Here is a 26,471-nt window from a genome sequence, read left to right on the forward strand (position 1 = left end):
CGAACCGCCCGGCCGCCGTGCCGGACGACCCGCCCCCACCCCGTCCGGAACCTCAGGAGTCCCATGCTGCTCCGCCTGCTCCGCGAGCACCTGCGGCCGTACCGAGCCCAGGTGGCCGCCGTGCTGCTGCTCCAGCTCGCGCAGACCGTCGCCACCCTGTACCTGCCCACGCTCAACGCGGACATCATCGACAAGGGCGTCGCCGTCGGCGACACCGGCTACATCATGCGCATCGGCGCCGTCATGCTCGGCATCAGCCTGCTCCAGGTGATCTGCTCCGTCAGCGCCGTCTACTTCGGCGCGCAGGTCGCGATGTCGTTCGGCCGCGACGTGCGCGAGCGCCTGTTCACCCACGTGCAGACGTTCTCGGCGCGCGAGGTCGGGCAGTTCGGCGCGCCGTCGCTCATCACCCGCACCACCAACGACGTGCAGCAGGTGCAGATGGTGGCGCTGCTGTCCTTCACCATCATGCTGATGGCGCCGATCATGCTGGTCGGCGGCATCGTGCTCGCCCTGCAGCAGGACGTCGCGCTGTCGAGCCTGCTGCTGGTGGTCGTGCCGGTGCTCGCCGCGGTGGTCGGCTTCATCGTGTCGCGGATGGTCCCGTACTTCCGCACGATGCAGCAGCGCATCGACGCGATCAACCGGGTCATGCGCGAGCAGATCACCGGCCTGCGCGTCATCCGGGCGTTCGTGCGCGAGCGCCGGGAGGCGGAGCGGTTCGAGGTCGCGAACGACGCGCTGTTCGACACGTCGCTGCGCGCCGGCCGGCTGATGGCGCTGATGTTCCCGGTCGTCATGCTCATCATGAACGTGACGAGCGTCGGGGTGCTGTGGTTCGGCGCCCAGCGCATCGACGCGGGGGACATGCAGATCGGCGCCCTGACGGCGTTCCTGTCCTACATCATGTACATCCTCATGGCCGTGATGATGGCCTCGATGATGTTCGTCATGGTGCCGCGCGCCGTGGTGTCCTCGGAGCGCATCACCGAGGTGCTCGACACCGAGAGCTCGGTCGTCCCGCCCGCCGCGCCCGTCGAGCTCCTCCGCCCGGAGGGCCGCCTCGAGCTGCGGGACGTCGAGTTCCGCTACCCGGGGGCCGAGCGGGCCGTGCTGCACGGCGTCGACCTGGTGGCCGAGCCGGGGCAGACCACCGCCGTGATCGGCTCGACCGGCTCCGGGAAGACGACCCTGGTGAACCTCGTGCCGCGGCTCTTCGACGTGACCGGCGGCTCGGTGCACATCGACGGCGTCGACGTGCGCGAGCTCGCGCCGGACACGCTGTGGAGCCTGATCGGGCTGGTGCCGCAGCGCCCGTACCTGTTCAGCGGGACGGTCGCCTCGAACCTGCGGTACGGCAACCCCGACGCCACCGACGAGGAGCTGTGGCACGCGCTCGAGGTGGCGCAGGCGCGGTCGTTCGTCGCCGAGATGCCCGGTGGCCTGGACGCCCCGATCGCCCAGGGCGGCACGAACGTCTCCGGAGGTCAGCGGCAGCGGCTCGCGATCGCGCGGGCGCTGGTCCGCCGGCCGGCCGTCTACCTGTTCGACGACTCGTTCTCCGCGCTCGACTTCGCCACGGACGCCGCGCTGCGGGCCGCCCTGGTGCCGGAGACGCGGCGCTCGGCGGTGGTCGTGGTCGCGCAGCGCGTCGCGACGATCCGCGACGCCGACCGCATCGTCGTGCTCGACGAGGGCGCGGTGGTCGGCACCGGCACGCACGCGGAGCTGATGGAGAGCTGCCGCACCTACCAGGAGATCGTGTACTCGCAGATCAGCGCGGAGGAGGCGGCATGAGCGCCGAGAACGAGGGCCGCGGGCCCGCCGGGACCGCCCCCGACACCGCCACCGAGCCGCCCGCCCAGGCGTCCGCCGCGGCGGCACCGGCGGCGCGCCTGCCCCGCCCCCGCGGCGGCGGCATGGGTCCGATGGGCGGCATGGGGATGCCGGGGGAGAAGTCCCTCGACTTCAAGGCCTCGGGCCGCCGCCTGCTGGGCGTCCTGCGGCCCGAGCGGTGGCGCCTGGCGCTCGTCATGGTGCTCGGCGTCGTCTCGGTGGCCCTCGCGGTCACCGGGCCGAAGGTGCTGGGCAACGCCACGAACGTCATCTTCGAGGGCATCATCGGCCAGCGGCTGCCGGCGGGCACCACGCAGGCCCAGGCCGTCGAGGGGCTGCGCGCCCAGGGGCAGGACCGGCTCGCCGACATGCTCGGCGCCATGCAGGTGGTCCCCGGCCAGGGCGTCGACTTCACCCGGCTGCGCACGCTCCTGCTGGCGGTCGTCGCGATCTACGTCGGGTCGGCGCTGTTCAGCTGGCTGCAGGGCTACATCACCACCGGTGCCGTCCAGCGCACCGTCGCGGGCCTGCGGCGCGACGTCGAGGTCAAGCTCGGCCGGCTGCCCCTGAAGTACTTCGACGGGCAGCCGCGCGGCGAGGTGCTGAGCCGGGTCACCAACGACATCGACAACGTCGCGCAGACCCTCCAGCAGACCCTGTCGCAGCTCATCACCTCGGTGCTGACGGTGCTCGGTGTGCTGGCGATGATGTTCTGGATCTCGCCGCTGCTCGCGGTGGTGGCGCTGGTGACGATCCCGCTGTCGGTGGTCGTGACCACGGCGATCGCCAAGCGCTCGCAGCCGCAGTTCGTCCGGCAGTGGCGGGTGACCGGCACGCTGAACGCCCACATCGAGGAGATGTACACCGGTCACGCGCTGGTGAAGGTGTTCGGGCGGCAGCAGCAGGCGGTGCAGGAGTTCCACGACCAGAACGCCGACCTGTACGCCGCGTCGTTCCGGGCGCAGTTCATCTCGGGCGTGATCCAGCCGGCGATGGGGTTCATCGCGAACCTCAACTACGTGATCGTCGCGGTGGTCGGCGGCCTGCGGGTCGCGTCCGGGTCCATGACGCTCGGCGACGTGCAGGCGTTCATCCAGTACTCGCGGCAGTTCACGCAGCCCATCACGCAGATCGCGTCGATGATGAACCTGCTGCAGTCCGGCGTCGCGTCGGCGGAGCGGGTGTTCGACCTGCTCGACGCGCCGGAGCAGGACCCGGACCCGGCCCGGCCCGAGCGGCTGCCGGAGCGCGTCGCGGGGCGCGTCGTCTTCGAGGACGTGTCGTTCCGGTACGTGCCGGAGACGCCGCTCATCGACGACCTGTCGCTGGTCGCCGAGCCCGGGCGGACGGTCGCGATCGTCGGCCCGACCGGGGCGGGCAAGACCACGCTGGTCAACCTGCTCATGCGGTTCTACGAGATCGACGGCGGCCGGATCACGCTCGACGGCGTCGACACCCGGAGCCTCACCCGGGACGACCTGCGCTCGCAGGTCGGCATGGTGCTGCAGGACACGTGGCTGTTCGGCGGCACGATCCGCGACAACATCGCCTACGGGGTCGAGGACGTGGACGAGGCCCGGCTGGTCGAGGCCGCGGTCGCCACGCACGTCGACCAGTTCGTGCGGGCGCTGCCCGACGGCTACGACACCGTGATCGACGACGAGGCCGCGAACCTCTCGGCGGGCGAGAAGCAGCTGCTGACGATCGCCCGGGCGTTCCTGGCGGACCCGGCGATCCTCGTGCTCGACGAGGCGACGTCGTCGGTGGACACCCGCACCGAGGTGCTCGTGCAGCAGGCGATGAACGCGCTGCGCTCGGGGCGGACGTCGTTCGTCATCGCGCACCGGCTGTCGACCATCCGCGACGCCGACGTGATCCTCGTGATGGAGCGCGGCGCCATCGTCGAGCAGGGCTCGCACGACGAGCTGCTGGCCGCGGGCGGGGCGTACGCCCGGCTGTACGCCAGCCAGTTCGCCGCGGCGGCCGCGTCCGTCGAGGACTGAGCCGACCGCTCCCGGCCCGGTGGCGCCCACGTGCCACCGGGCCGGAGGGCCCGCCGCCCGCCCGGCCGTGACCAGTAGGGTCGGCGCGTGACGACACGCACCGCGGCGGACGCGCCGCGGCTCCACCGGGACCGGTTCACGCTCACCCTGTACGGGTCGTTCGTCACGTGGGGCTGGCTGCTCTACTCGTTCAACCCGAGCGTGCCGCTGCTCGCGCGCGAGCTCGACGTGTCCCACGCCCAGGCGGGTCTGCACGGAACCGCGATGGCCGTCGGGGCGGTGGTGGCCGCGGCCCTCACGCCGCGCGCCGTGCGGCGGTTCGGGCGTCGCGCGGTCGCGGTCGGCGCGGGCGCGGTCGTCGCCGTGGGCACCGCCCTGCTGACGACCGGGACGCTGCTGGCCCTCACCCTGGCCGCCGTCGTGGTGCTGGCCGTCGGCGGCAACATGCTCATCAGCGCCTCGCAGACCGGGCTGGCCGACCACCACGGCCGCGCCGCGTCCGCCGCGGTGACGGAGGCGAACGGCGTGGGGTCGGGGCTCGGGCTGCTGGGGCCGCTCGCGGTCGGCGCGTGCGTCGCGATCGGCTGGGGCTGGCGCCCGGCGGTGGCCGTGACGGGTGTGATCGCGCTGGTGACCGCGCTGCTCATCCGGCGCCTGCCCGCCGACGGCGCGCTCGGCCGGGGCCGGACCGCGCCGGCCGCGGTCGTGACCGGCGCCCCCGCGACGGACCCGGACGCGGACGCCGTGGCGGCGACCGCCGCGGCTGCCGCACCCGCCGCGGACGCCGCACCCGCCGCGGACGCGGCCCGGGCCGTCCCCGCCGCCGCGACGCAGCGGGCCGTGCACGCCTCGCGCTGGTTCCTCGTCACCATCGTCGCCGCGATCGCGATCGAGAACGCCACCACGTACTGGGCCACCGACCTCGTGCGGGAGCGCACCGGGGCCGGCGCGGGCATCGCGACCGCCACGACCGCGGGCCTGGTCGCCGGCATGACCCTCATCCGGTTCGTCGTCGGGCCGCTGTCGCTGCGGGTGTCGCCGGCGCGGCTGCTGGCGGGGGCGTTCGGCGTCGCGGTCGCCGGCTGGGCGGTGCTGTGGACGGCCACCAGCGCGTCGGTGGCGCTCGCGGGGCTGTTCCTCGCGGGGCTCGGGTACGGCGCGCACTACCCGCTCGGCATCTCGCTGCTGCTCGGCGCGTCCGCGGGCGCCACCGACTCCGCGCAGGCCCGCGCCACGGTGGCCGGCGGGCTGGCCATCGGCATCGCGCCGTTCCTGCTGGGGGCGCTGGCCGACGCCGTGGGGTCGCACACGGCGTTCGTCATCGTGCCGGTCATCGCGGTGGCCGGCGGCGTCGCCGCCCTGGCGGGCGCCCGGGCGTGGCGGCGCGAACGACCCGCGGTGGCGGCGGCGCTCTGAGGCGCACGCGCCGCCAGCGGTCCCCCGGGTACGGTGCGCAGGACCCGTCACCTGCCCGGAGGAGCCCCGCCCGCATGTCCGCCACCCACCCCGACGGCGCCCCCGACCCCGCCCGCGCCGCCCGCGTCCTCGATGCCGCCGACCCGCGCACGGAGCACTGGCGCGCGCTCTACCGCGACCTGCACGCGCACCCCGAGCTCTCGGGCCGCGAGCACCGCACCGCCGCCGCGCTCGCCGCGGAGCTCCGGGCATCGGGGCTGGAGGTCACCGAGGGCGTCGGCGGGACCGGCGTGGTCGGGGTGCTCCGGAACGGGGACGGCCCGGTCGTCATGCTCCGCGCCGACATGGACGGCCTGCCGGTCCGGGAGGAGACGGGGCTGGCGTACCAGAGCCGGCACACCGACGTGGACCCGGCCGGCGACACCGTCCCGACGATGCACGCCTGCGGCCACGACATGCACGTCACCGCGCTGGCGGCGGCCGTGGACGCGCTCGCCGGCGCCCGCGAGCAGTGGCGCGGCACGCTCCTGGTGGTCGGCCAGCCTGCCGAGGAGACGGCGTCCGGCGCGTCCGCGATGCTGGAGGACGGCCTGTTCACGCGGTTCCCGAAGCCCGACGTGGCGCTCGGCCAGCACGTCGGGGCGCTGCCGGCGGGGGTCAGCCACCACGCCCGTGGCCTGCTGATGGCGGCGGCGTGCACGCTCGACGTCACCGTCCACGGACGCGGCGGTCACGGTTCCCGCCCGTTCGTCACCGTCGACCCGGTGCTCACCGCGGCGTACGCCGTGACGCGCCTGCAGGCGATCGCGTCGCGCGAGACCTCGCCGGACGACCCGGTGGTGGTGACCGTCGCGACCTTCCACGCCGGCACGAAGTCGAACATCATCCCGGACACCGCGTCGTTCACGGTCAACCTGCGCGCCCGCTCGGACGCCACGATGGCGCGGCTCGTCGCGTCGGTGCGGCGGGTGGTGGAGGCGGAGGCCGCCGCCGCGGGGTGCCCGCAGCCGCCGACGGTCACGCTGCGGGAGAACCCGCCGGCGACGGTCAACGACCCGGACGTCGTGGACCGGGTCATGGCCGCGCAGCGGGCCGTGATGCCGGCCGGCACGGTGAGGACCGCCGAGCCGCTCATGGGCTCCGAGGACTTCTCCGAGTACGGCCTGCCGCGCGGCCGGTACGACGGCGACCCGGTGCCCTACGCGTTCTGGTTCTGGGGCGGCCCCGACCCGGCGCTGTTCCCCGACGGCATCGACTCGGGGCTCTCGCCGGAGGTGCCGGGCAACCACAGCGCGCAGTTCGCGCCGCTCGACGACCCGACGATCGCGGCCGGGCGCCGGCTGCTGGTCGCCGCCGCGCTCGCGTTCCTCGGCTGACCCGGTCGTCGGGGAGGATGGGCGGGTGCCCGCGCTCGACCTCGTCCCCCTGACCGACCCCCACGACGAGCGGCTCGCCGACTACGTCGCGCTGACCGACGTCGCGCTCCGCTCGCGGCACGAGCCCGAGAAGGGCCTGTACATCGCGGAGAGCTCGACGGTGCTCGGCCGGGCCCTCGCCGCGGGGCACCGGCCGCGGTCGGTGCTCGTGTCCCCGCGCTGGCTGCCGGACCTGCGGGCGATGCTCGAGGCTCGCGACCCGGACGGCGAGCCCGTGCGCGTGTACGTCGCGGACCCGCCCGTGCTGGAGGCCATCACCGGCTTCCACGTGCACCGGGGCGCGCTCGCCGCGATGCACCGGCCGCCGCTGCCGTCCGTGGCGTCGGTGCTCGAGGGCGCCCGGCGGGTGGCGGTGCTGGAGGACGTCGTCGACCACACGAACGTCGGTGCGGCGATGCGGGCGTGCGCGGCGATGGGCGTCGACGCGGTGCTCGTCACGCCGTCGTGCGCCGACCCGCTGTACCGCCGGGCGATCCGGGTGTCGATGGGCACGGTGTTCCAGGTCCCGTGGACGCGGTTCGAGCACTGGCCGCACGGTCCGCGCGGGGGCGCCGCGGACGGTGTCGAGCTGCTGCACGAGCGGGGCTTCACCGTCGCCGCGCTCGCGCTGGACGACGAGTCGGTCGGTCTGGACGACCTCGCGGCGGACCCGCCGGCCCGGTTGGCCCTGGTGTTCGGCACCGAGGGCGACGGCCTGAAGCGGCAGACGATCGCGGCGTGCGACCTGACGGTGCGGATCCCGATGGCGGGCGGGGTCGACTCGCTCAACGTCGCGTCCGCGGTGGCCGTGGCGACGTGGGCGACCCGGCGCGTCGGGAGCCGCACGGAGAGTCCGTGAGCCCGGGATCCCCGGACTGCACCGGCGTCCTCCTGCCTCGACCGGGGCACCCGCTCAGCGCAGGCGGAGTCGCTCGACCATCAGGTCGGCTTCATCCAGCACCTCGCCGGCTGCCCAGGTCATGTCCCGCCTGGACTGGGTGATCGGGCGGAGGACGTCGGCGTCGACGAGGCGCTCGATCGCGGCGTACGCGCGGGCCTGGGAGGTGCCGGTCATCGCCATGACGTCATGGGCGTCCACGATCGGGCGGCTGGGCAGCAGCGGCAGCAGCGCCGCGGCAGCAGAACCGCCACGCGGCCGCACGCGCTCCCGCCACTGCGCGGGCAGGGCGATGAGTCGCTGGGCGGACACAGCGGCTTCGGTGGCGGCGCGCGACGTCGCATCGGCGAGGTACGCGGTGAAGGGTTCGATGTCGCCGGTCCGGTAGCTGTTGACGAGGTCGAAGTAGTGCCCGCGGTCGGCGACGATCGCGGAGGCTACCGGCACCGCCATGCTCGTGGTCACACCGCGGTAGCGCCAGACCCCGTTGATCAGCGAGCGGCCGACCCGTCCGTTGCCGTCGGTGAAGGGGTGGATGGACTCGAACTGGGCGTGCGCCACCGCTGCGTGCAGGATCGGGTCGATGTCGGTGCGCCGCATGAACACGACCAGGTCCTGCATGAGCTCGGGCACGCGCCCGGGCGCAGGCGGCACGTGGACAGCGCCGAGCGGCGAGCGGTTGGAGCCGCCGATCCAGTTCTGCACGGTGCGCAGCGTGCCGGCGTCCCACTTCTCCTCGGCGTCGTCGGCCATGAGCGGGCGGTGTGCGGCGAGGATGTCGGCGAGGTCGATCCCGTCGACGGACCGCTCGACGAGCAGGCTGAGACCGTCGATCGCGCCCTTGACGGTCCGCGCGGTCTTCGGCGCGTTGATGCCGTACTGAGCGCGCGCGAGCTGGTCGACGGTCGTGAGCTCCTCCTCGATCCGCGAGGAGGCGATGGCCTCGGTGCGCAGGAGGAACGGCTCGAGGGTGGCCACCTGATCGGCGTACGTGCGCTCGAGCACGGCGATGTCGACCAGTGCGGCGCGGGCTGCATCGGTCAGGGCGGGAGTGGCGGCCAGAGGGAGGCCGGCGATCAGGGGAGGGATCGAGGCGGTGTACTCCTCGATCTCGGAGCGGCGTCCGGAGCGCGGGACCCACGGCAGCACCTCGTGCCCGTGCGCCGGCACGCTCGCGACGCCGGCGAGCGACACCAGGTCCGCCCCGCCGCGAGCGGAGGCGGTGAGCCGGTCGCCGGCGGAGGTGCCTGCGGGGTACCGCGGCTGCGCCATCGTGTGCTCCTCAGCGAGAACATCCTCGTCACTGTTCTCGCTTATCCTAGCAAACGAGAACAGCAACCGTCCTGTTCTCGGTTGTGCGACGACGAGCACGAGCACGCCGGGCGCGGTGGACCCGCCTCGCCGGGCGGCGGTCCCGCAGGTCGTGCGGTGCGCGTCCGCACGGCAGGCCGGGTCGGGTGGCCCTGGCTAGGGTGAGCACCGCGCGAAGCAGCCCGCGAGAGGAGCCCGACGTGAGCACGTCGACCACGCAGACCCAGCAGGGGCCGCCCGGCGCGGACGGGTCACGCCGCGGCCCCTGGGGGACCAACCCCGCGGTGTTCTGGGGCTCGGCCGCGGTGGTCGCCCTCGTGGCGGGCCTGACGATCGCGTTCCCCGACACCGCGGGCGACGTGATCGGGCGGGTGCAGTCCGACGTCATCAGCGCGTTCGGCTGGTACTACGTGGCCCTGGTGGCGGGCTTCGTCGCGTTCGCGATCTGGCTGGGCGTCGGGCGGTGGGGCGACATCACGCTGGGCAAGGACGACGACGAGCCGGAGTACCCGCTGGGGAGCTGGTTCGCGATGCTGTTCGCGACCGGCATGGGCATCGGCCTGGTGTTCTGGGGCGTCGCGGAGCCGCTGAGCCACTACGCGAGCCCGAAGCCCGGGGTGACGGGCACCCCGGAGGAGCTGGCGCAGCAGGCGATGACGCAGACCTACCTGCACTGGGGCCTGAGCGCCTGGGCGATCTACGTCGTGGTGGGCGTGGCGATCGCGTACTCGGTGCACCGCAAGGGTCACCCCGTGTCGATCCGGTGGGCCCTCGAGCCGATCCTGGGCAGGCGGGCGCGCGGTCCGATCGGGGACGCGGTGGACGTCGCCGCCGTCGTCGGCACGGTGTTCGGCGTCGCGACCTCCCTGGGCCTCGGCGTGCTGCAGATCACGGCGGGACTGGAGCACACGGGCATCGCGACGTCCTCGACGGGCCTGCAGATCGCCCTGATCGTCGGCATCACGGCGCTGGCGACGCTGTCGGTCGTCTCCGGCCTGGACCGCGGGCTGAAGTGGCTGTCCAACATCAACGTGTCGCTCGCCGGCGTGCTGCTGGTCGCCGTGCTCGTGCTCGGGCCGACCCTGTTCCTGCTGCGCGAGTTCGTGCAGTCCATCGGCGCGTACCTGGCGTCGGTGGTCCCGCTGATGTTCAACGCGTCCGCGTACGCCGGCGAGGCGGGGCAGGAGTGGCAGGCGGCCTGGACGACGTTCTACTGGGGCTGGTGGATCTCCTGGTCCCCGTTCGTCGGGGTGTTCATCGCGCGGATCTCGCGCGGCCGTACGGTGCGCGAGTTCGTGGGCGGCGTGCTGCTCGTCCCGACGCTGGTGTGCTTCCTGTGGTTCTCCGTGCTCGGCGGGACGGCCCTGTACCGGGAGCTGTTCGGGGGCGGCGGCCTGGTGGGCGCCGACGGCGAGGTGGTGCCGGAGAACGCGCTGTTCGACGTGCTGTCGGGGCTGCCGGGCGGGGCGGCGCTGTCGATCGGGGCCATCATCCTGGTGGCGCTGTTCTTCATCACGTCCGCGGACTCCGGCGCGCTGGTGGTCGCCATGCTGGCGGCCGGCGGGGACCCGCACCCGCGCACCGCGCTGCGCGTCGTGTGGGCGGGCCTGGGCGGTGTGCTGGCCATCGCGCTGCTGCTGGCGGGCGGGCTGGGCGCGCTCCAGACGGCGGCGATCCTCATCGCCCTGCCGTTCAGCGTGGTGATGATCGGGATGGTGGTCGCGACGTCGCGGTCGCTGCACCTGGAGCACATGGCGTTCCTGCGGGCCGAGCGCCGCCAGCTCCGGGCGCTGATCGACGCCCAGGTGTCGGCCCAGGTCGGCGCTCACGTGGACCGGCGGGTCGACGAGCGGCTGCGGCGCTGGCGCCGGACGCGGGAGCAGGGCCGCCCGGAGCGCTGAGCCCCGCGTCCTCAGAGCCCGCGCAGCAGGCTCACCGCGATCGCGGCCATGACGAGAGCGATGGCGGCGTCGAGCACCCGCCACGCGCCGGGCCGGGCGAACAGCGGCCGCAGCAGGCGTGCGCCGTAGCCGAGGCCGGTGAACCACAGCACGCTGCCGGCCGCCGCACCCGCGGCGAACCACCAGCGCAGCCCGCCGTGCGTGCCGGCCACGGACCCGAGCAGCACGACCGTGTCCAGGTAGACGTGCGGGTTCAGCCAGGTCAGGGCGAGGCAGGTCGCGACCACGGGCCACAGCCGGGCGGGGGCGCTGCCTCCGGCGGCGTCGAGCGCGTCCCCGGCCGGCCGCCACGCGCGTCGCGCCGCGAGAGCGGCGTAGCCGAGCAGGAACGCGGCACCGGCGAGCCGAGCCACCGTGAGGACGACGGGCGCGCGGTCGACCAGCACGCCGAGCCCGGCGACACCCGCGGCGATGAGCACCGCGTCCGACAGGGCGCACACGGCGACGACGGGCAGCACGTGCGTGCCCTGCAGCCCGGTCCGGAGGACGAACGCGTTCTGCGCCCCGATCGCCACGATGAGCGACAGGCCGAGGAGGAGCCCCGTCAGGGCGGTGGCGAGGGCGGCGGGCACGCGCCGACGGTAGGCGCGCGCGCCCGCATCAGTCCAACGACTGTCCGCGATGCTCCATCAGCGCGACTGATGCACGACGTGGGCCGGAGGTCCCGCTGACGCACGGGGCGGGCGGGGTCTACTGTTCATACTGCATATGAACAGTAGAGGAGGTGGCTCCGTGCGGATCGTGGTCTCCAACAGCGCCGACGCGCCGCTGTACGAGCAGGTCGCCGAGCAGATCAAGGTCGCGGTGCTCGCGGGCGACCTGCACGACGGCGACGCGCTGCCGTCCGTCCGGGCGCTGGCCCGCGACCTGCGGATCTCCGTCATCACCACCACGCGGGCGTACGCCGAGCTCGAGGCCGCCGGCTTCATCACGACCGTCCCCGGCAAGGGCGCGTACGTGCTGCCGGTGGACACCGCGCTGGTCCGCGAGCAGGTGCTGCGCCGCGTCGAGGACGCCCTCGGCGCGGCCGCCGACGCCGCCCGGCTCGCGGGCGTGGACCGGGACGGCCTGGTCGAGATGCTCGACGTCGTGCTCGCCGAGGCCGAGGGGGCCCGGCGGTGAGCGGCGACGCGGTCGTGCTGGACCACGTCACGGTCCCGGTCGGCGCCTTCACCCTCCAGGACGTCAGCCTGCGCCTGCCCACCGGCTACGTCATGGGCCTCGTGGGCCCCAACGGCGCGGGCAAGACGACGACGATCCGCACGCTGCTCGGCATGCTGCGTCCCGCGTCCGGCCGGGTCGAGGTGCTCGGGCGCACGCTGCCCGCGCCGGCGGCACTACGGCAGGACATCGGGGTCGTCCTCGACCGGCCGAGCCTGGTCGGGGAGTGGCGGCTGCGGGACGTGGAGCGCGCGCTGCGGCCGTTCTACGACCGCTGGGACCCCACGCGGTACACCGGCCTGCTCGCCGAGTTCGAGCTCGACCCCCGGTCGCGGGTCTCCGAGCTCAGCCGCGGCATGACGATGAAGCTCCAGATCGCCGTGGCGCTGTCGCACGGCGCGCGGCTGCTCGTGCTGGACGAGCCGACCAGCGGCCTCGACCCCGTGTCGCGCGACGACCTGATCGGCATCCTCGGCGACTACCTGGTGACGGAGGGCCGCAGCGTGCTGTTCTCCACGCACCTGACCGCGGACCTGGAGCGCATCGCCGACCACCTCACCCTGCTCGCCGGCGGCCGCGTGCTGCGGACCGGCACGAAGGAGGAGCTGATGGACGCGTACTGCCTGGTGCGGGGCGGTCCCGACGACCTGCCGCCCGACGGCCTGGTCCCGCTGCTCGGCGCCCGGCGCACCGGGGTGTGCGTGGAGGCGCTCGTGGCGGCCGACGACGTGCCGCTGCTGGGGACCGGCGTGGTGGTGGAGCGCCCGACGCTCGACCAGATCGTCGTGCACCTCGGGGCGCGCCGCCGGACGGCGGTGCCGGCGTGAGCGCCCGGGAGGTCGGGGCCGCTCTCGGGCTGGACCTGCGGACCGTCCGGCCGTTCGCCCGCCAGCTCGTGCCGCTGGCCGGCGCGGTCGGCGTCATCGCCGTCGTCGCCGGCCGGCCGCAGGCGGTCGTGCTCGCCGGTGCGGTGTTCGCCGCCCTCGGCGCGTCCTACCCGTTCGCGATCGGCGAGCGGGACGGGCTCGACACGCTGCGCGCCGTGCTGCCCGTCGGACGGGGGACGCTGGTCGCCGGGCGCTACGCGTTCACGCTGGTGCTGTACCTCGCCGCCGCGCTGGTCGCGGTGCCGCTCGCGGTGCTGGGGGCCGAGATGCGCGACGTCGTCGTGCAGACCTCGCCGGGGGACGTCGCGACGTCCGTCGCCGTCGGGTTCGGCGTGTACGCGCTGCTCGCCGGGACGCAGCTGCCGGTCTACTACGCGCTCGGCTACACGCGCGGGCGGATGGTCGCCATCGTGCCGCTCGTCCTGCTGTGCAGCGCCGCCGGCGCGGCGGTGAGCGTGCTCGGCGACCGGCTGCCGGACCTCGACGCCTGGCTCGCGCGCTCGACGGACCGGCTCGCCCCGCTGGCCCTCGTGACGGGGGCAGCCGTGCTCGCGGCGTCGGCCGCGGTCTCGTGGCGGGCCGACCGGCGGCGCTGGGAGCGTGCCGGCGGACCCGGGGGCCGCGGACGCGGGGGAGCCGGGGGCGCGCGGTAGCGTGGCGCCACCATGCCGGACGTCGACCTGCCCCAGCTCCGCGCGCTGCTCGCCGTCGTGGACGAGGGGTCGTTCGAGGGCGCCGCGCACGCCCTGCACCTGACGCAGTCCGCGGTCAGCCAGCGGATCCGGGCGCTCGAGACCGCCGTCGGCCAGGTGCTGGTCCGCCGCACCCGGCCCGCCGGCGTGACCGAGGCCGGCGCCGTCTACCTGCGCCTGGCCCGGCAGGTGCTCGGGCTGACGGCGGAGGCGCGCGCCGCGGTGAGCGCCACCCCCGGCCCGGGGCGTCCGGTGCTGCCAGTGGCCGTGAACGCGGACTCGCTCGGCACCTGGGTGCTGCCCGCGCTCGCGCCGCTGGCCGACGAGGTGCGGTTCGAGCTGCACCGCGAGGACCAGGACCACTCGGCGGACCTGCTGCGCGACGGCGTGGTGGTCGCCGCGATCACCACGGCCGCCCGCCCGGTCCAGGGCTGCACGTCCCACCGGCTCGGCGTGCTGCGGTACCGGCCCGTGGTGGCCGCCGCGCGCGTCGTGACCGACTTCCCGGACGGCCCGACCCCCGAGGCGCTCGCCGCCGCCCCGCTGGTGGTGTTCGACCGCAAGGACGACCTGCAGGACCGCTACCTGCGCGAGCGCGGCGTCGACCCGGCCGTCCCTCCCCGCCACCACGTGCCGGCCACCGCGGACTTCGCGCTCGCGGTCCGGCTCGGGTTCGGCTGGGGTCTGCTGCCCGAGGCGGACGCCGCGGCGGGCGAGCGGGAGGGCGTGCTCGTGGACCTCGACCCGGGGCGCCACGTGGACGTGACGCTGTACTGGCAGCAGTGGACGCTGCCGACCGCCGCCCTGCGCCGCACCGGCGACGCGGTGCGCGAGGCCGCGGCGGCCGCCCTGCGCTGACGCCGGCGGCGCGGGTGCGGCCCGTGAGCACCGCACCCGCGCCGCCGGCGCCACCCGCCCGTCAGGCCGGCTCGACCTCCGCGAGGATCCCCGCGAGGGCCTCCCGCGTCGTGGCGTCGAGCACCCGCTGCACCCGCTCCGCGTCGGTGAACACCAGCGCGATCCGGGACAGCAGCTCCAGGTGCTCCCCGCCCGCGCCCGCGATGCCGACCACCACGCGCACGGGGTTGCCGTCCCAGTCGACCGGCTGCTCGTACCGGACCAGGGAGATCGCGGACCGCCGGATGCGGCCCTTCGCCTCCTCGGTGCCGTGCGGGATGGCGAGGTGGCTGCCCATGTACGTCGAGACGGTCCGCTCGCGGTCGAGCATCGCGTCCACGTACTCCGGCTCCACCGCGCCGGACGCCACGAGCAGGCCGCCCGCCTCGCGGATCGCCTCCTCCTTCGTGGTCGCCCGCCCCGCCGGGACGATCAGGTCGTCGCTGAGCACGGCGTTCACGACTGGGTCCTCTCCGCCGCCTGCGCCTCGCGCACGACGTCGTCGTAGACCGGGCTGCTGAGGAAGTTGTCCACCGAGACGTGCCGGGCGGACGGGGCGTGCCGCCGGGCCCGGTCCGTCAGCTCGCGCTGCGTGATGACCAGGTCGACGTCGTCCTCGAGCTGCGCGACGGCCCGGTTGACCACGGTGATGTCGCCGCGGCCCGCCTTCTTGAGCTTGTCGCGCAGGATGCTGGCCCCCATCGCGGACGACCCCATGCCGGCGTCGCACGCGAACACGATCGACCGCAGCGGCCGGTCGGGGAGCGCGTCGCCGCCGACCGCGGGGGTCGCACCGGAGACCGGCGCGGCCTGGGTGGCCAGCGCGCCGAGCGCCGAGGACGACTTGCCCTTGTTCGCCTCGGTCTGCGCGATCGCCGCCTCGAGGTCCCCGCCGCCCGCCGCGAGGTCCCGCTTGCGGGACGCCCGCAGGATCACGGCCGAGACCAGGAACGTCACGGCGAACGACAGCACCACCGACAGGACGACACCGACGTACGAGTCCCGTGGCGTCGCCGCGAGCACCGCGAGGATCGACCCCGGTGCGGCCGGCCCGCGCAGGCCCGAGCCGAACACGACGTTCGTCGCGATGCCCGTGGCGCCGCCCGCGATCGCCGCGAGGATCAGCGCCGGCTTCATGAGCACGAACGGGAAGTAGACCTCGTGGATGCCGCCGATGAACTGCACGACGGCCGCGCCCGGGGCGGACATCCGCGCCGCGCCGACGCCGAACACGGTGTACGCCATGAGGATCCCGAGGCCGGGGCCCGGGTTGGCCTCCACCAGGAACAGCAGCGACTTGCCGGACTCCACGACCTCCTGCGCGCCGAGGGGCACCAGGACGCCGTTGCCGATGGCGTTGTTGAGGAACAGCACCTTCGCCGGCTCGACGATCACCGACATCAGCGGCAGCAGGTGGTTGTCCGCCATCCAGGAGACGATGCTCCCCAGCCAGCTCGACACCTGCGTGATGATCGGCGCGAACCCGAAGAACGCCCCGACCGCCATCGCGGCACCGAGGATGCCCGCGGAGAACATGTCGACGAGCATCTCGAAGCCCGGCTTGATCTTGCCGGCCCACAGGGAGTCGACCTTCTTCATGACCCAGGCCGACAGCGGGCCGACCACCATGGCGCCGAGGAACATCGGCACCGTGGAGCCGGTGATCATGCCGACCGCCACGATGGACGCGACGACGCCGCCGCGCTCCTTGTAGACGATGCGGCCACCGGCGTTGGCGATGAGGATCGGCAGCAGGTAGGTCACCATCGGGCCGACGAGCCCCAGGTACTGCCGGAACGTCGTCCCGTCGTCGGCCTGCGCGAGCTGGGTGGCGGCGCCCTGCCAGCTCATCGCGTCGGCGTTCCCGAAGCCCCCGAGGATGCCGTTGGGCGTCCAGCCCACGGCGATGAACATCGAGGTGATGAGCCCCCACGCCAGGAAGGCGGGGAGGTTCGGCATGATCATCGCGCTGAGGAACGCGCCGAACCGCTGGATGCGGACCTGCGCCTGCTTGGCGCGCGTCGGGCTCGTGGCGCCCGGGGCGGCTGTGGTCGCGGACACGGTCGTCACGCCTCCGTCTCGGTGGTCGGCCGGCCCGCGCGGGCCGGGAGGGAAAGGGTCGTCATTGACCTGCTCCTTGCTGGTCGGGTGCCGGCGCGTGGCCGGTCACGGCTCGATGGTGACCTTGATGCCCGCCCCGGAGCGGACCACGTCGATGCCCTCGGCCACCCGCTCGAGCGGCAGCCTGTGGGTGATGAGGTCCGCGACCGGCACGCTGCCGTCGGCGATGTGCGCCAGGGCCTGGCGGTTGTGCTCCGGGCTGGAGCCGTTCGCCCCGAACACCGCCAGCTCGCGGTAGTGCACGAGGTTCGAGTCGAACGTGATCGTGGGGCGGTCCTTGGGCAGGCCGCCGAACAGGCTGAGCCGGCCCTGCGGGGCGAGCATCTGCAGCGCCTGCTCCTGCGCGGCCCCCGAGGCGGCGGCGGTGATGACGACCGACGGGCCGCGGCCGTCCGTGGCCTCCTTGACGGCGGCGACCGGGTCGACCTCCGACGCGCAGATCGCCGCGTCCGGCTGCACGACCGCCGCCGCGAGGTCGAGGCGCTCGCGGCTGAGCTCCACGAGCAGCACCTGCTTCGCGCCCCGGGCCCGCGCCAGGCGGACGTGGAGGCAGCCGATGGGCCCGGAGCCGACGACCACGACGACGTCGCCGTCGTGCACGTCGATGATCTCCTGGGCGTTGATCGCGCACGCGAACGGCTCGGCGACCGAGGCCTCCGCGTACGAGACGCCCTCGGGGATCCGGTTGAGGCCGTCGACCTTGAGCACCTCGCGGGGCACGATCATGTACGGCGCGAACCCGCCGTCGAAGTCGTAGCCCATCGAGACCTGGTTCGGGCAGATCGTCATGGCGCCGGCGCGGCAGTACTCGCACTCGCCGCACGGGATGGCCGCGATGACCTGCACCCGGTCGCCGGGCGCCCAGCCCTCGACGCCGGCGCCGACCTCGACCACCTCGCCGGCGATCTCGTGGCCCATGACGCGCGGCGGGCGGATGCGCTGGTGCCCCGACGTAGAGATCTTGACGTCGGTGCCGCACATCGACGTCGCACGGACGCGGATCTTGACCTCGCCCTCGCTCGGCGACGGCTCCGGCGCGTCCTCCAGCCGGACGTCACCGGGTGCGTAGAAGCGGAAGACCTTCATCTCTCTCCTCGGGTTCGGGGCCGCGCGGGGCGCGTGGCCCTCGGTGGTCAGGCCCGCACGACGCGCGGGCCGGCTGTCTCGATCTCGTCGGCGAGCTCGGGCTCGATGCCGGAGTCGGTGACCACGGCGTCGACCGCCGCGAGCGGGGCGACGCGCGCGAGCTCCGCGCGGCCGACCTTGGTGCGGTCCGCGAGGACCACCGTGCGGGCGGACGCGGCGACGAACGCGCGTTTGACCGCGGCCTCGGCGAGGTCGGGCGTCGTGAGGCCGTCCTCGACCGTCAGGCCGTTGGTGCCGAGGAACGCGACGTCGACGCGGACGTCGGCGAGCGCGCGCACGGCCCACGTCCCGACCGCGGCCAGCGTGCGCCGCCGCACGGTCCCGCCCAGCAGGTGCAGCGTCACGGACGGCAGCGGGGCGAGCACCATCGCGACGGGCAGCGCGTGCGTGACGACGATGAGCTCGCGGTCCGGGGGCAGCAGCTCGGCGAACCGGACCGTGGTGGTGCCGGCGTCGATGAGCACGGAGCCACCGGCCGGCAGCTCGTCCAGGGCCGCCTTGGCGATCCGCTCCTTCTCGGCGGTCAGCACCTGCTCGTGCTGGGGGAGGGCGGGCTCGTAGCCCAGGCGCTCCACGGGGACGGCCCCGCCGTGGACGCGTCGCACCAGGCCCATCCGCTCGAGCGCGGTGAGGTCGCGGCGGACGGTCTCGGCGGTGACGTCGAGCTCGGCGGCGAGCTGCTGCACCTCGACCCGGCCCGCCGCGCGGGCGGTGGTCACGATGAGCTGCTGGCGTTCGGGCGGGTACATGACGTCGACGTCCTGTCCTCGGGGTGGGTGCGGTCGGTGCCCGCACCGCGACATCGCTGTCGCGCGAGTCACACTCTGGCAACAGCACAGGCCCGAAGTCAACACGAACACAGAAATCCGGAGCCAAACGGGCATACATACGGAGCCAAACACAGGGCGCGACGCGACCGGACCGGGAACACGGGGGTGCCCCGCGGCGTTGTACGGGGCGGTATGAAGAAGCGATACGAGGACCTCGAGCAGGACGACGGCACCGTCGTGCGCTACCAGCGCCACGACAACGGCGGCGGGCTCGTCGCCAAGGGAGCCGTCGTCGACGACAGCGCCTACGTCGCCGACACGGCGTGGGTGGACCCCGGGGCGCGCGTGGAGGCCCGCGCGCGCATCGGCCAGCACTGCTGGGTGGAGCCCGGCGCCCGCGTGGAGGTGGCCGCGACCGTCGGCTCGCACGCCCACGTCGGCCGCGGAGCCAGCGTCGGCGCGGGATCGACCGTCGGCACCCGCAGCGACGTCGGCGCCGAGGCGCGCCTGGAGCCCCGCGCGGTGGTCGAGCCCGAGACGCGGGTCGCGCCCGGCTCCGTCGTGCGCGGCGGCACCCCGCGGCGGCTCGACCGGCACCTGGTCGCGTAGCCCGCCCGCAGCAGGCGCGCACCCGCCGCACCCGCCGCGCGGCCGGCGCGGGCCCGGCCGATACTGGGGCGATGCCCCGGATCGCCACGCTCGCCGCCCGCGCCGAGGACCGGTTCAACGCCGCCGTCGTGCGGGTGCTCACCCGGCGCGGGTACCGTCCGCGCGTCGTCACCTACCCGTCCTACGGGACCACCACCCGGTCGCGGGTGCGTGCGCGCGTCCTCCTCACGCCGCCCGACGCCCCGACCCCGGGCAGCGTGGCCCGGCGTGGCTGGCGCAACCTGTTCTCCGCCGAGGTCGCCGGGGCGTCCGTCCGGGTCACCGCCGGCCCGGACGGGCCGGTCCTGCTGGAGACGCGCTCCGACCGCGGCGGGTACGTCGACGCGTGGGTCGACCTGCGCCTCGAGCCCGGCTGGCGCACGCTGCACGTCGCGGTGGTGGACGTGGCGGCCGCCGACGCCGAGGGGGACCGCACCGACGGCGGGGCCGCCCCCGCGTCGTCCCCGCCGGTGCCCGCGCCCGTGCAGGTGGTGGACCCCGCCGCCACGCACGGCATCGTGAGCGACATCGACGACACCGTGCTCGTGACGATGGTGCCGCGGCCCCACCTGGCGGCCTGGAACTTCCTCGTCCGGTCCGAGGCCCGGCGCAAGCCCGTCCCCGGCATGCCCGAGCTGTACGCCCGGCTCACCGCGACCCACCCGGACGCGCCGGTGTTCTACCTGTCGACGGGCGCCTGGAACACCGCCAGCGCCCTCGCGCGGTTCCTCGAGCGCGTGGGGCTGCCGCAGGGGTCGCTCCTGCTGACCGACCTGGGGCCGACCGGCACGGCGCTCCTGCGTTCCGGGCCGGCGCACAAGGCCGCCACCCTGCGGGCGCTCGCCGAGGAGCTGCCGCACCTGCGCTGGATCCTCGTCGGGGACGACGGCCAGCACGACCCGCAGGTGTACGAGACGTTCGCCCGGGAGCACCCGGGTCGCGTCGCGGCCATCGCGGTGCGCGAGCTGTCCCTGGGGGAGCAGGTCGCGCAGAACGGCCTGCCCGCCGTGTCGCCGGCGACCCGGCGGGCGGTCGAGGGCCTCGACGCGTCGGACGTGGCGCTGGCCCGCGGCGCCGACGGCCGCGCGCTGGCCGCCGAGCTCGCGCGGGCGGGCGTCATCTGAGCACGCGGCCGGTGCGCCGCCGGCGCCGCGCGCACCGGACGGCCCGGACCGCGCGCGGCACCCGCACCGCCGGGCCCGTCACCAGCCGTCGGGCAGCGGCCGTCCCTCGTCGTAGCCGGCGGCGGACTGGATGCCGACGGTGGCGCGCTCGGCGAACTCGTCCAGCGTCGTGGCGCCCACGTAGGTGCAGGACGACCGCACGCCCGACGTGATCCGGTCCAGCAGGTCCTCCACGCCGGGGCGCTCCGGGTCCAGGTACATCCGGGAGGACGAGATGCCCTCCTCGTACAGGGCCTTGCGGGCCCGGTCGAACGCCGAGCCCCCGCGGGTCCGGGCGGCGACCGCGCGGGCCGACGCCATGCCGAAGCTCTCCTTGTAGAGCCGCCCGTCGCCGTCCGCGTGCAGGTCACCGGGCGACTCGTGCGTGCCGGCGAACCACGAGCCGACCATGACCTGCGACGCGCCGGCCGCCAGGGCGAGCGCGACGTCGCGGGGGTGCCGCACGCCGCCGTCGGCCCACACGTGCTTGCCGAGCCGGCGCGCCTCGGTCGCGCACTCCAGCACGGCCGAGAACTGCGGGCGGCCCACCGCGGTCATCATGCGGGTGGTGCACATGGCGCCCGGGCCGACGCCGACCTTGACGATGTCCGCGCCCGCGGCGATCAGGTCCCGCGTGCCCTCCGCGGTCACGACGTTGCCCGCCACGACGGGGACCTGCGGGTCGAGCGAGCGCACGGCCTCAAGGGCGTCGAGCATCTTGCGCTGGTGCCCGTGCGCGGTGTCGACGACCAGCACGTCCACCTCGGCCTCGAGCAGCGCCGCGGCCTTGGACTTCACGTCGCCGTTGACGCCGACGGCCGCCGCGACCCGCAGCCGGCCGCGCGCGTCGACGGCGGGGGCGTAGATCGACGAGCGCAGCGCGCCGACCTGGGTGAGCACCCCGACCAGCTCGCCGTCCCGGACGACGGGGGAGAACCGGCGACGCGAGGCGTGCAGCCGCTCGAACGCGGCCTGGAGCCCCGCGACGCCGCCGGACTCCACCACGGACAGGTCGACCGTCGTCGGCTCCGGGGTCATCACCTCGGCGACCTGCGTGAACCGGTCGACGCCCTCGCAGTCCGCCGGCGTCACGACGCCGACCGGCCGCGCGCCCTCGACCACCACGGCCGCGCCGTGCGACCGCTTGCCGATCAGCGTCAGCGCCGTGTGCACCGTGTCCTGGGGGGAGACGACCACGGCGCTCTCGACGACCGTGTGCTTCGCCTTCACCGACGCCACGACGTCCGCGACCACCTCGCCCGGCACGTCCTGCGGCAGCACGGCCAGGCCGCCGCGCCGGGCGACGGTCTCCGCCATGCGCCGGCCGGCGACCGCGGTCATGTTCGCGACCACCACCGGGATCGTCGTCCCGGTGCCGTCGGGCGCGGCGAGGTCGACGTCGAACCGCGAGGCGACCTCGGATCGGGACGGGACGAGGAAGACGTCGCCGTACGTGAGGTCGGACGAGGGCGAGTGCCCGGGCAGGAAGCGCATGAGAGTTCCCCTTTCCGCCTGAGTCTACCCGCCGCGCCGCCGCCGGCCCCGGCGCTACTCCTTCACGGCGCCCGCGCTCTGGTTCATGATCCGCTTCTGGAACACGAAGAACAGCACCGCCACGGGGACCGTCATGATCGCCGCCGCCGCGAGCTTCAGCGGGTACTGCGTCCCCTGGCTGAGCTGCCCGGACGCGAGCTGGGCGACGCCCTTGGTGAGGGTGACGAGATCCGGGTCCTGCGACGCGACGATGAAGTGCGACAGCTCGTTCCACGACCCCTGGAACGACAGGATCACCAGCGTGACGACCGCCGGCCGGGCCATCGGCAGGACGACGGACCAGAACACCCGGAACGTGCCGGCGCCGTCCAGGCGGGCGGCCTCCTCGACGCTGGGCGGGATGGACTCGAAGAAGTTCTTCATGATGAAGATGCCGGCGGCGTCCGCGAGCAGCGGCACGATGAGCCCGGCGAACGAGTTGTAGATCCCGACCTGCTTGATGACGAGGAACTTCGGGATGAGCAGCACGACGTTCGGCACCGCCATGACGGCCACGAGCCCGGCGAACACCAGGCCGCGCCCGCGGAACCGCAGCCGTGCCAGCGCGTAGCCGGCGAGCGAGTTGATGAACACCCGGCCCAGCGTCACCACGACCGTGACGATCACGGAGTTGCGGAACCACAGCGGGAAGTCCGAGCGCAGGAACAGCCGCTCGTACGCCGCGGTGCTCCACGTCTGCGGGATCAGCGAGACGGCGTTCTGCGCGGCCTCGGCGTCCGTCTTGAACGACGTCGCGACCTGGATGAGGAACGGGTAGACGTACAGCACTGCCAGGACGACGAGCACCGCGTAGGTGAACGACGTCGCGACCACGCGGCGGTTGCTGCGGCGGGCCCGGGGTGCCGGTGCGCCGGGGCGGGCGGGCGCGGGGAGGGCGGTGGTGGCGCTCATCGGTGGTCCCCCTCGGTGGGGCTCGCGGTCCCGGTGCCCGGGGCGCCGGCGGCCGGCGCGGTGCCGGCGGTGCCGGCGAGGGCGGCGGGTGGTGCCGCCGGGGTGCGGTAGAACCGCTTGCGCCGCGGCACGGTGTCGCGCTCCCGCAGCACGAGCCGCTGCAGCACGGTGAGCAGCACGATGATCGCGAACAGCACGAACGCGATCGCGGCGCCGCGACCCCACTGGTTGTTCTGGAACGCCGCGCTGTAGGACAGGTAGGCGGGCGTGATCGTCGTCTTGGCGGGGCCGCCCTGGGTGCCGGTGTAGATCTGGTCGAACACCTGCCACGTGCCGATCAGCCCCAGCGTCACCACCGTGAACACCGTCGGCCGCAGCATCGGGAGCGTCACCCGGCGGAACCGCTGCCAGGCGGTGGCGCCGTCCATGACGGCGGCCTCCTCGACCTCCGAGGAGATCGCCTGGAGCGCCGCGAGGAACAGCAGCATGAACGTGCCGGACGTGGTGAAGATCGCCAGCAGGATCAGCGCGGACATCGCCACGGACGGCCCGGCGAGCCACTCCCACAGCGGGATGCCGAGGAACCCGTGCTGCGCGAGGGACTCCGGCGCGGTGTCGAGGCCGGCCGCGCCCAGCAGCAGGTGCAGCACGCCGCGGGGGTCGTTGAACCAGTTCGGTCCGCTGATCGACAGCCGCGCCAGGATCGCGTTGATCGTCCCCGACGCCGAGAAGAGGAACAGCCACAGCACCGTGATCGCGACGGACGAGGTCACGGAGGGGAAGTAGAAGGCGGTGCGGAAGAACCCGCGCCCGCGCAGCGCCCGCCGGTTGACCATCGTGGCGAGGAACAGCGCGAGCGCCGTCTGCAGCGGCACGACCAGCAGCACGTAGTACGCGTTGTTGCGCATGGCGGTGCCGAAGTCCTGCGTCGCGAGCCCGCCGCCGAGCAGCAGGCTGCGGTAGTTCTCGACCCCCACGAACGACACGTCGGACGACAGCGGGCTGCCGCGCCCGGTCCAGTCGGACATGCTGACCCACAGCGCCATCAGGACGGGGACGACGAGGAACAGCCCCAGGATGACGAGCATCGGGGCGAGGAACAGCCACCCCGACGCGGCCGCACGGCCCCGGGCTGACCCGGGGCCGTGCGGGCGACGGCGGCGGCGCACCGGCGCGGACGCCGGCGACGTGACCGCTGCGGACATCGTCAGGACGCGTTCTCGTCGAGGACGGCCTGCAGGTTGGTCTGCACGGAGGCGAGGATCGCCGCCGGGTCGCCGGTCTTCAGGCTCTCGAGCTGGGCGTTGAAGTCGGTGATCACGTCGGCGGCGCCCTGGGCGTTGACGACGTTCTGCGCGAAGTCCGCCGAGTCGATGAACGCGGTCATCTCCGGGTACAGCTCCTTCCAGCCGTCGGCCGCCGACTGCACGGACGGCATGACGCCGAACGCCTCGGAGAACGCGAGCTGCTGGTCGGTGCTCGTCAGGTGCTGGACCAGGTCGACGGCGTCGGACTGGTTGTCGGAGTCCGCGGCGACGCCCCAGCAGTTGGTGAACTGCAGGGTGCCCTGGCCGGCGGGGCCGGCGGGGAGCTCGACCACGCGGTAGTCGACGTCCGGGTAGTCGTTGGTCATGGCGCCGGTGATCCAGTTGCCCTCGATCGTCATGGCGGCGGCGCCGGTGCCGAACGCCTCGCCGCCCCAGCCGGTGCCGAGGTCCGCGGCGTAGGCGGCGCTGCCGGACGCGAGGAGCTGCTGCACGTACGTCAGGCCCTCGAGGTTCTCGGAGGAGTCGACGGTCGCCTCGGTGCCGTCGGCGTTCGTCATGGTGCCGCCGGCCTGCGCGAGGAACGCGCCGACCCGGGCGTACTCGCCGGAGAACCCGAGGCCCACCTGGTCGCCGGTGGTGAGCCGGCCGGCGACGTCGGTCAGCTCGTCCCACGTCGTGGGCACGTCGTCGTCGGTGAGGCCCGCGGCCTCCCACGCGGCGGTGTTGATGATGAGCGCGAGCGTCGAGAAGTCCTTCGGCGCGCACACGAGCTGCCCGTCGGTGCTGAACTGGTCGACGAGGCTCGGGTAGAAGTCGTCGGCGTTGTCGAGCTGGTCGCCGTAGGGGTACAGCGAGCCGTTGGCGGCGTAGGTGCGGAACTGGTCGGCGCTGACGTAGAACACGTCGGCCGGGTCGCCGGAGGCGAAGCCCTGGCTGAGCTCCTGGGTGAGGTCGGACGCCACCTGGACGGTCGCCTCGACGCCGGACTGCTCGGACCAGTCGGCGACGGCGGCCTTCACGGCGTCGGTCTCGGCGTCGCCGGACGAGCCGATGAGGATGCTGAGCGGGCCGCCGCCGCCCGATGCGGTCTCCTCGTCGCCGCTGTCGTCGAACCCGGATCCGCCGCAGGCGGCCAGGGCGAGGACGCCGGCGACGCCGACGGCGGTGGACGCCAGCAGGCGCCGTCCTCGCGTGGGGGTGCTGTGCATGAGGGTCTCTCCTTCGAGGGGGTGGTGCGGGGGCTGCGGGGTCAGGGGGTGTGCGGGGCGCCGGGTCCGTGGGACGAGGCGCGCTCGACGAGGTGCGGGGCGAGCAGGACCGTGCGGCTGCGCGTGCCACCGCCGCCGTCGAGCTGGTCGAGCAGCAGGTCGAGCGCGCGGTGCGCGGCCTCGGTGAGGGGCTGGGCGACGGAGGTCAGGCCGACGGCGGCCGCCACGGGCGTGTCGTCGAACCCGACGACGGCGAGCGGGGTGTCGCGCGAGCGCGCGACCGTGAGCGCGCCGAGCGCGAGCGAGTCCGAGGCGCAGACGACCGCGGTGGGGGCGGCGTCGGCGAGCACGCGCTCGGTGGCCTGCGCGCCCGCGGCGACGCCGTCCGGGACCCGCGCGCGCAGCCGGCGCAGCAGCGAGCCGTCGTGACCGGCGTCCACCATGGCCGCCGCCCAGCCGGACGCGCGGTCCTCGCCGGTGTCGGAGCCGTCGGGCCAGCCGAGGTACGCGATGCGCTCGTGCCCGAGCCGGCGCAGGTGCTCGACGGCGGCCCGGGTGCCCGCGGCGCCGTCGACGTCGACCCACGGGTGGTCGTCGTGGGCCTGGCCGGGCGCCGTCCAGGGGCGGCCGAACGTCACGAACGGCACCTCGCGCTCGGCCAGCCAGGCGGCGCGCGCGTCGTCGCGGTGCGTGCTGGTGAGCACGAACGCGTCGAGGTCCGCCGTGTCGAGCAGCTCGCCGTACTGGGCGATCTCGCGCTCGTCGTCGGGGGCGGTGAACAGCATGACCCGGTAGCCGCGCGCCTGGGCGCTCTCGGTGAGCGCGTGCAGGAACCGGTCGAGCACGGCGCCGTTGATGCCGTCGCGCACCGGCTCCAGCCGCAGGCCCACGACGCGGGAGCGGCCGGTGCGCAGCTGGCGTGCGGCGGCGGACGGCCGGTAGCCGAGCTCGTCGATGGCGCTGCGCACGCGGTCGGTCGTCTCGGGCCGGACCAGGTGCGGCGCGTTGAGGACGTTCGACACGGTCTGGCGGGAGACGCCGGCGCGCTGCGCGACGCTCTCGAGCGTCGGCCTCGTCGTGCTGTCCATCCTGCGCTCCTTCGCGGGCCATATGATCGTTCCAAGTCGGATTGGAGCGATCAAACGATGGGCTCTAGAGTTGCCAGCGGCCCCGGGCGTGTCAAGCCGGGGCACGGTGACGCAGGGTCACGATCAGGTCTCGGCAC

Annotated in this window: 23 protein-coding genes; 12 read left to right on the forward strand and 11 right to left on the reverse strand. The window is 74.5% G+C overall.

Annotation, left to right across the window (positions count from 1 at the left end; all coding sequences use genetic code 11):
- The first annotated feature begins 63 nt into the window (after window positions 1-63).
- From P9841_RS00255 to P9841_RS00275, 5 genes are all read left to right on the forward strand, one after another.
- Complete coding sequence (locus tag P9841_RS00255; RefSeq protein WP_283320144.1) at window positions 64-1,797, forward strand: ABC transporter ATP-binding protein; 1,734 nt, start codon at window positions 64-66, stop codon at window positions 1,795-1,797.
- A complete protein-coding gene (locus tag P9841_RS00260) occupies window positions 1,794-3,839 on the forward strand; it encodes an ABC transporter ATP-binding protein (RefSeq protein WP_502848136.1) in 2,046 nt (681 codons plus the stop codon). The genes P9841_RS00255 and P9841_RS00260 overlap by 4 nt, the downstream gene beginning before the upstream one ends.
- Window positions 3,840-3,926: 87 nt before the next feature.
- Window positions 3,927-5,255: an MFS transporter gene (locus P9841_RS00265; RefSeq protein WP_283320145.1), complete on the forward strand. Its 1,329-nt coding sequence runs from the start codon at window positions 3,927-3,929 to the stop codon at window positions 5,253-5,255.
- A 74-nt stretch (window positions 5,256-5,329) separates the two neighbouring features.
- Window positions 5,330-6,631, forward strand: a complete 1,302-nt coding sequence (locus P9841_RS00270; protein ID WP_283320146.1) for an amidohydrolase — start codon at window positions 5,330-5,332, stop codon at window positions 6,629-6,631.
- Window positions 6,632-6,656: 25 nt separating this feature from the next.
- On the forward strand, window positions 6,657-7,529 hold the full coding sequence (locus tag P9841_RS00275; protein ID WP_283320147.1) for a TrmH family RNA methyltransferase: 873 nt from the start codon (window positions 6,657-6,659) through the stop codon (window positions 7,527-7,529).
- Window positions 7,530-7,583: 54 nt separating this feature from the next.
- Here P9841_RS00275 and P9841_RS00280 read toward each other — a convergent pair whose 3' ends face one another.
- On the reverse strand, window positions 7,584-8,945 hold the full coding sequence (locus P9841_RS00280) for a Fic family protein (RefSeq protein ID WP_283320148.1): 1,362 nt from the start codon (window positions 8,943-8,945) through the stop codon (window positions 7,584-7,586).
- Between the two features lie 134 nt (window positions 8,946-9,079).
- Between P9841_RS00280 and P9841_RS00285 the strand changes: the two genes are divergently transcribed.
- Window positions 9,080-10,780 carry a BCCT family transporter gene (locus tag P9841_RS00285; RefSeq protein WP_283320149.1) on the forward strand — a complete coding sequence of 567 codons (1,701 nt, stop codon included), beginning with the start codon at window positions 9,080-9,082 and terminating at the stop codon, window positions 10,778-10,780.
- Between the two features lie 11 nt (window positions 10,781-10,791).
- On the opposite strand, the gene P9841_RS00290 is transcribed toward P9841_RS00285, so the two are convergent.
- Entirely contained in the window at window positions 10,792-11,412 is a 621-nt protein-coding gene (locus tag P9841_RS00290; RefSeq protein ID WP_283320150.1) for a LysE/ArgO family amino acid transporter, read from the reverse strand.
- Between the two features lie 160 nt (window positions 11,413-11,572).
- Between P9841_RS00290 and P9841_RS00295 the strand changes: the two genes are divergently transcribed.
- From P9841_RS00295 to P9841_RS00310, 4 genes are read left to right on the forward strand one after another with little or no spacing between them, the layout of a single operon-like run.
- The gene (locus P9841_RS00295) at window positions 11,573-11,962 is read left to right on the forward strand and encodes a GntR family transcriptional regulator (RefSeq protein WP_283320151.1); all 390 of its coding nucleotides are present in this window, start codon (window positions 11,573-11,575) and stop codon (window positions 11,960-11,962) included.
- Window positions 11,959-12,828: an ABC transporter ATP-binding protein gene (locus P9841_RS00300; RefSeq protein WP_283320152.1), complete on the forward strand. Its 870-nt coding sequence runs from the start codon at window positions 11,959-11,961 to the stop codon at window positions 12,826-12,828. Before P9841_RS00295 ends, P9841_RS00300 begins: the two co-directional genes overlap by 4 nt.
- Window positions 12,825-13,541, forward strand: a complete 717-nt coding sequence (locus P9841_RS00305) for an ABC-2 transporter permease (RefSeq protein WP_283320153.1) — start codon at window positions 12,825-12,827, stop codon at window positions 13,539-13,541. Before P9841_RS00300 ends, P9841_RS00305 begins: the two co-directional genes overlap by 4 nt.
- Before the next feature lie 12 nt (window positions 13,542-13,553).
- Window positions 13,554-14,438, forward strand: a complete 885-nt coding sequence (locus P9841_RS00310; RefSeq protein ID WP_283320154.1) for a LysR family transcriptional regulator ArgP — start codon at window positions 13,554-13,556, stop codon at window positions 14,436-14,438.
- A 61-nt stretch (window positions 14,439-14,499) separates the two neighbouring features.
- On the opposite strand, the gene P9841_RS00315 is transcribed toward P9841_RS00310, so the two are convergent.
- The 4 genes from P9841_RS00315 to P9841_RS00330 form a co-directional block, all read right to left on the reverse strand.
- Entirely contained in the window at window positions 14,500-14,937 is a 438-nt protein-coding gene (locus P9841_RS00315) for a PTS mannitol transporter subunit IIA (RefSeq protein WP_222169559.1), read from the reverse strand.
- Window positions 14,934-16,442, reverse strand: coding sequence for a PTS mannitol transporter subunit IIBC (locus P9841_RS00320; RefSeq protein ID WP_283322029.1), 1,509 nt, complete (start codon window positions 16,440-16,442; stop codon window positions 14,934-14,936). The genes P9841_RS00315 and P9841_RS00320 overlap by 4 nt, the downstream gene beginning before the upstream one ends.
- A gap of 201 nt (window positions 16,443-16,643) precedes the next feature.
- Window positions 16,644-17,684: a zinc-dependent dehydrogenase gene (locus P9841_RS00325; protein ID WP_283320155.1), complete on the reverse strand. Its 1,041-nt coding sequence runs from the start codon at window positions 17,682-17,684 to the stop codon at window positions 16,644-16,646.
- Window positions 17,685-17,731: 47 nt separating this feature from the next.
- Entirely contained in the window at window positions 17,732-18,493 is a 762-nt protein-coding gene (locus P9841_RS00330; protein WP_283320156.1) for a DeoR/GlpR family DNA-binding transcription regulator, read from the reverse strand.
- Window positions 18,494-18,706: 213 nt separating this feature from the next.
- Between P9841_RS00330 and P9841_RS00335 the strand changes: the two genes are divergently transcribed.
- Both P9841_RS00335 and P9841_RS00340 read left to right on the forward strand, forming a co-directional pair.
- The gene (locus P9841_RS00335; RefSeq protein ID WP_283320157.1) at window positions 18,707-19,123 is read left to right on the forward strand and encodes an LbetaH domain-containing protein; all 417 of its coding nucleotides are present in this window, start codon (window positions 18,707-18,709) and stop codon (window positions 19,121-19,123) included.
- Between the two features lie 71 nt (window positions 19,124-19,194).
- Window positions 19,195-20,286, forward strand: coding sequence for an App1 family protein phosphatidate phosphatase (locus P9841_RS00340; RefSeq protein ID WP_283320158.1), 1,092 nt, complete (start codon window positions 19,195-19,197; stop codon window positions 20,284-20,286).
- Window positions 20,287-20,364: 78 nt separating this feature from the next.
- On the opposite strand, the gene P9841_RS00345 is transcribed toward P9841_RS00340, so the two are convergent.
- Genes P9841_RS00345 through P9841_RS00365 form a run of 5 tightly spaced genes read right to left on the reverse strand, consistent with a single transcriptional unit; the run spans window position 20,365 to window position 26,334 of the window.
- Window positions 20,365-21,819: a GuaB1 family IMP dehydrogenase-related protein gene (locus P9841_RS00345; protein ID WP_283320159.1), complete on the reverse strand. Its 1,455-nt coding sequence runs from the start codon at window positions 21,817-21,819 to the stop codon at window positions 20,365-20,367.
- Window positions 21,820-21,873: 54 nt separating this feature from the next.
- On the reverse strand, window positions 21,874-22,770 hold the full coding sequence (locus tag P9841_RS00350; RefSeq protein WP_283320160.1) for a carbohydrate ABC transporter permease: 897 nt from the start codon (window positions 22,768-22,770) through the stop codon (window positions 21,874-21,876).
- Window positions 22,767-23,975: a carbohydrate ABC transporter permease gene (locus P9841_RS00355; RefSeq protein WP_283320161.1), complete on the reverse strand. Its 1,209-nt coding sequence runs from the start codon at window positions 23,973-23,975 to the stop codon at window positions 22,767-22,769. The genes P9841_RS00350 and P9841_RS00355 overlap by 4 nt, the downstream gene beginning before the upstream one ends.
- A 2-nt stretch (window positions 23,976-23,977) precedes the next feature.
- Window positions 23,978-25,246: a sugar ABC transporter substrate-binding protein gene (locus P9841_RS00360; RefSeq protein ID WP_283320162.1), complete on the reverse strand. Its 1,269-nt coding sequence runs from the start codon at window positions 25,244-25,246 to the stop codon at window positions 23,978-23,980.
- Window positions 25,247-25,287: 41 nt separating this feature from the next.
- Window positions 25,288-26,334, reverse strand: a complete 1,047-nt coding sequence (locus P9841_RS00365; RefSeq protein WP_283320163.1) for a LacI family DNA-binding transcriptional regulator — start codon at window positions 26,332-26,334, stop codon at window positions 25,288-25,290.
- Window positions 26,335-26,471 lie beyond the last annotated feature (137 nt).

This window comes from Cellulomonas sp. ES6 (genome assembly GCF_030053835.1).
GTDB lineage: Bacteria > Actinomycetota > Actinomycetes > Actinomycetales > Cellulomonadaceae > Cellulomonas.

Bases quoted from the DNA above. Each gene is read 5' to 3' on its own strand.
- P9841_RS00255 (WP_283320144.1), top strand. From the start codon at position 64: ATGCTGCTCCGCCTGCTCCGCGAGCACCTGCGGCCGTACCGAGCCCAG.
- P9841_RS00260 (WP_502848136.1), top strand. From the start codon at position 1,794: ATGAGCGCCGAGAACGAGGGCCGCGGGCCCGCCGGGACCGCCCCCGAC.
- P9841_RS00270 (WP_283320146.1), top strand. From the start codon at position 5,330: ATGTCCGCCACCCACCCCGACGGCGCCCCCGACCCCGCCCGCGCCGCC.
- P9841_RS00310 (WP_283320154.1), top strand. From the start codon at position 13,554: ATGCCGGACGTCGACCTGCCCCAGCTCCGCGCGCTGCTCGCCGTCGTG.
- P9841_RS00320 (WP_283322029.1), bottom strand. From the start codon at position 16,442: ATGATCATGCCGAACCTCCCCGCCTTCCTGGCGTGGGGGCTCATCACC.
- P9841_RS00325 (WP_283320155.1), bottom strand. From the start codon at position 17,684: ATGAAGGTCTTCCGCTTCTACGCACCCGGTGACGTCCGGCTGGAGGAC.
- P9841_RS00330 (WP_283320156.1), bottom strand. From the start codon at position 18,493: ATGTACCCGCCCGAACGCCAGCAGCTCATCGTGACCACCGCCCGCGCG.
- P9841_RS00335 (WP_283320157.1), top strand. From the start codon at position 18,707: ATGAAGAAGCGATACGAGGACCTCGAGCAGGACGACGGCACCGTCGTG.
- P9841_RS00340 (WP_283320158.1), top strand. From the start codon at position 19,195: ATGCCCCGGATCGCCACGCTCGCCGCCCGCGCCGAGGACCGGTTCAAC.
- P9841_RS00345 (WP_283320159.1), bottom strand. From the start codon at position 21,819: ATGCGCTTCCTGCCCGGGCACTCGCCCTCGTCCGACCTCACGTACGGC.
- P9841_RS00350 (WP_283320160.1), bottom strand. From the start codon at position 22,770: ATGAGCGCCACCACCGCCCTCCCCGCGCCCGCCCGCCCCGGCGCACCG.
- P9841_RS00355 (WP_283320161.1), bottom strand. From the start codon at position 23,975: ATGTCCGCAGCGGTCACGTCGCCGGCGTCCGCGCCGGTGCGCCGCCGC.
- P9841_RS00360 (WP_283320162.1), bottom strand. From the start codon at position 25,246: ATGCACAGCACCCCCACGCGAGGACGGCGCCTGCTGGCGTCCACCGCC.
- P9841_RS00365 (WP_283320163.1), bottom strand. From the start codon at position 26,334: ATGGACAGCACGACGAGGCCGACGCTCGAGAGCGTCGCGCAGCGCGCC.